The sequence below is a fragment of the Eubacterium sp. CAG:161 genome, assembly GCF_000432355.1.
In the GTDB taxonomy this organism is placed as follows: Bacteria; Bacillota; Clostridia; order Lachnospirales; family Lachnospiraceae; genus Eubacterium_G; species Eubacterium_G segne.
Map to the genome: position 1 here is coordinate 24,378 of NZ_HF991838.1, position 3,682 is coordinate 28,059.

Sequence of the window (3,682 nt, forward strand, 5' to 3'; positions counted from 1 at the left end):
CACTTGTAGTTTCCTTTTTATCGTTGTTTTTGCCACCTAATGTAAGGGAAAGTGCAACAGCTACAATTACTATTACCAGTATAATTGACGCTGAAACAGCAATGGCTATAATATTCATCTTTTTATTTTTGTTGGCAATTGCCTCATTTTCTTTGGCAACATCTCCATAATAGCCGTCCTCATCATCCTCATATTCTAACTCCCCATCATCTTCATCATCTTCGGCAAACTCAAATTCATCATCACCTAAATCTTCCGGAAAATCAAATTGGTCATCTTCCACATATTCAACTTCCTTTGGAATATCCTCTGATATATCATCAAGGCTTTTTCCCTGACTGTTTAATTCATCCTGAATATTTGGGATAACTTTCGTTTCATCTGTATTGCTTGCAAAATCAGCTTTTTCAACCTCTGCTCCACAGTAAGGGCAGAAATTTTCATTAGGCTGAACATATTTTCCACATTTCTTACAAAACATATTTTCTCCTCCACACATAATATGTATTGCCCCTTGGGGCTTTTCTATAGTTGGTATTATAATTCATCTACAATATTCTTGGCAAGTAAAATCGAGTAAGATTACTCCTACTCGATTCTAATGTAAATTATTCACTTATAATATGCTTACGCTACATCAATGTGTTCTCTTATGTATTCCTCTACCTGATTTCTGTCTATACCAAGGGCAATTGAAAACTCATCATGAAGATTTCTCTTTGCTTCCTTTAAGTATCGGTCATCTACATAGGTTATACGCTTTCCCTGTGCCATTCTCTTGGAATTTCTGGCATGTAATGTTTTTATTATACAAATAAGCTTCTCACAGTCACAGGAACTGATTGCCTCTTTGTATTTTTCCTCACGCTGCCTGTCATTTTCAATCCACATGGGCTCAATGTCTTTTATCTCGGAAACAATATTCTCTGCCTCCTGTCTGGTTAATACCGGGCGCATAACTATTTTATTTCCATCCACAGGATAAAAAATTCTGCTATCTTCTGACTTCATTGGAATTAAAGTATAATATAGCTGGTTTTTATCTGCTCCGGAAATATCAATATGGGTAATATCAACCACCTTGCACACTCCGTTTCTTCCGTGAACAACATAGTCACCAATTTTAAACACTCTAAACACCTCTTTTACTTATCTCTTAGTTTTATTTATACCCAATCTAACATTTTCTAATCAATTTTTTCCCTAATATAAGTATACTACTTTTTATAGTTAAATGTCATAGGCAGAATAAACAAGAATATTTTGGTGTTTATTGTTGAAACCGTCAATTTTATGTGACATATCCTTAGAAGTCTTCTTCCTCCTGATCTTCCTCGCCACTGTCACGCTTTTCCTTTTCTACTAAATGTCTGATGTAAGCATCTTCTGCAGCCTTTTCATGGTCTTCCATTATGCCGTTTTTATTAGCATCAAACTCTTTATCATATGGACCATGCTTCTCTCCTGTGGCAATAAACAAAACTCCCAATGTTCCCGGTCCGCAGTGGCTGGATATTACACCTCCTGCATTAGTAACATATATATTTTTGAAATGATGAAGGTCTTTTAAATACTTCTTTACAATGTTTACAACTTCATCATCACATCCTGAATGGGTAATAAATACCCTGTCCTTTTTAGCATGAAGTAAGGCATTTTCCAAATCCTTTACATACTGAACAATTACCTTATCAATTTTTCCACGGTATTTTTTGTCAGCTAACATTTTTCCGTTTTCAACTACAATTCTTGGCTTTAACTTAAGAACTCCTCCAACTAACGTTGCTGTAGAAGAACAACGTCCTCCTCTGTGAAGATATTTAAGCGTATCTACCACAAAGCTTGCCCTTACATAAGGCTTATAGGCTTCAATTATTTCCACAATATCCTGAGGACTTTTGTCTTTTTGTGCCATAACTGCTGCCTCAATAACTAAAAGACCAATTCCCGTGGAAAGGCTTTCTGAATTAATAACATACACATGGTCACTGTAATCTAAATTATCTGCCGCCATTCTCATAACATTAGCTGATGTTGACATATCTTCTGATATGGCAAACATAATAATGTCATCACCCTGCTTCTGATATTTTTCAATTATATTCATGGCATCCTCAATAGAAGGTGCCGCTGTCTTTGGTGTAGTGCGGTTTTCATCAGACCATCTGTATATCTCCTGAGGAGTTATTTCAAGCTTGTCCTTATATTCCTTATCTCCCATGTGAATATACAATGGAAGAATATCTATATCATATTTTTTTATTAATTCATCTGATAAATCGCAGGTGCTGTCTGCTATAATTTTAATCATAATATTTCTCCCTATTCGTTTTCTACATCATTAATATCATACGGCGTAGTCTGGTATACGTAGTAGTTAATCCAGTTAGTCCACAACAACTGACCTGCTGAGCGCCAGTTTACCACCGGTTCCTTTGTAGGATCATCATCCGGGAAGTAATTTACCGGAAGCTGAGGGTTCATGCCTTTTTCAGTATCTCTCTCATATTCAAGCTTAAGAGTGTCTGCATCATATTCCGTATGACATAAAACATAAAACTGTCTGCTGTCTTTTGATTTGACTATTGCCACCCCTGCCTCATCTGACTCTGCCATTAATTCCAGTGCCGGCTCCGCCAAAATCTGCTCTCTTGTAACTTCTGTTGCCCTGGAATGAGGTGCATAAAACTCATCGTCAAAGCCTCTGAACAAAGGAGATTTCTTCTTTAAAATTTTATGTTTATAAATTCCTGAAAGCTTTGGAACACGGTCTCTTTTTCTTATGCCATAGTGATAATAAAGTCCTGCAAAAGCACCCCAGCATAAATAGAAAGTACAATGTACATGCTTTTTGGACCACTCCATAATTTCACATATTTCATCCCAGTATTCCACATCCTCATAATCCACAAAATCAAGAGGTGCTCCTGTTATTATTAATCCGTCAAAATACTTGTTTGAAACCTCGTCAAAGGTCTTATAAAATTCATCTAAATGGCTTTTGTCTGTATGCTTTGAACGGTATGTTGCCGTCTGTAGAAATTCTACCTCTATCTGAAGAGGTGTATTAGATAATTTTCTTAAAATCTGTGTCTCAGTAACGATTTTGGTAGGCATCAGATTTAAAACAAGAACTTTAAGAGGTCTGATATCCTGGGTCATGGCTCTTGTTTCCGTCATTACAAATATATTCTCTTTCTCTAAAATATCCCTTGCCGGGAGACTCTGTTTTACTTTAATTGGCATATCTTAATCCCACCTTCCATTAATCATCGTAAAGAAAATTTTAACACATAACCTTTATTTCTTCAATTCATTTATCAGCACATCCATTACATGCTCCACACTCATATCCCTGACTATATTTCGTCCCCTGTCAGGAAATACTACCGTTTCCGTCCAAAGTCTTCCCTCCATAAAATATCCAAAGCATACCGTACCTACAGGCTTTTCCTTTGTCCCCCCTGTAGGGCCTGCTATTCCGGATATTCCTACGGCAACCTGTGCTCCATTTGCCTTAGCTGTGCCCTTAGCCATTTCTCCTGCGGTTTCTTCACTTACTGCACCGTATTTTTCAAGGGTTTCCGGCAAAACCCCGGCATATTTTATTTTCGCCTCATTTGCATAGGTTACAAAACTTGCATTTAAAACTTTTGACGCATCAGCCACATCCACGATTGCT

General features: G+C 37.0%; 5 protein-coding genes. All 5 read right to left on the bottom strand.

Annotated features, from left to right (window positions below):
• Positions 1 to 481: zinc ribbon domain-containing protein (locus tag Q5O30_RS00915; protein ID WP_302674492.1), on the bottom strand; the 481-nt coding region annotated here is incomplete at its 3' end.
• Between the two features lie 146 nt (positions 482 to 627).
• Positions 628 to 1,131, bottom strand: coding sequence for a CarD family transcriptional regulator (locus tag Q5O30_RS00920; protein ID WP_021951892.1), 504 nt, complete (start codon positions 1,129 to 1,131; stop codon positions 628 to 630).
• Positions 1,132 to 1,306: 175 nt separating this feature from the next.
• Complete coding sequence (locus Q5O30_RS00925; RefSeq protein ID WP_021951893.1) at positions 1,307 to 2,311, bottom strand: DegV family protein; 1,005 nt, start codon at positions 2,309 to 2,311, stop codon at positions 1,307 to 1,309.
• 11 nt (positions 2,312 to 2,322) lie between these two features.
• On the bottom strand, positions 2,323 to 3,246 hold the full coding sequence (gene metA, locus Q5O30_RS00930; RefSeq protein WP_021951894.1) for a homoserine O-succinyltransferase: 924 nt from the start codon (positions 3,244 to 3,246) through the stop codon (positions 2,323 to 2,325).
• A gap of 54 nt (positions 3,247 to 3,300) precedes the next feature.
• The coding region (locus Q5O30_RS00935; protein WP_302674493.1) for a CinA family protein at positions 3,301 to 3,682 on the bottom strand (382 nt) is incomplete at its 5' end.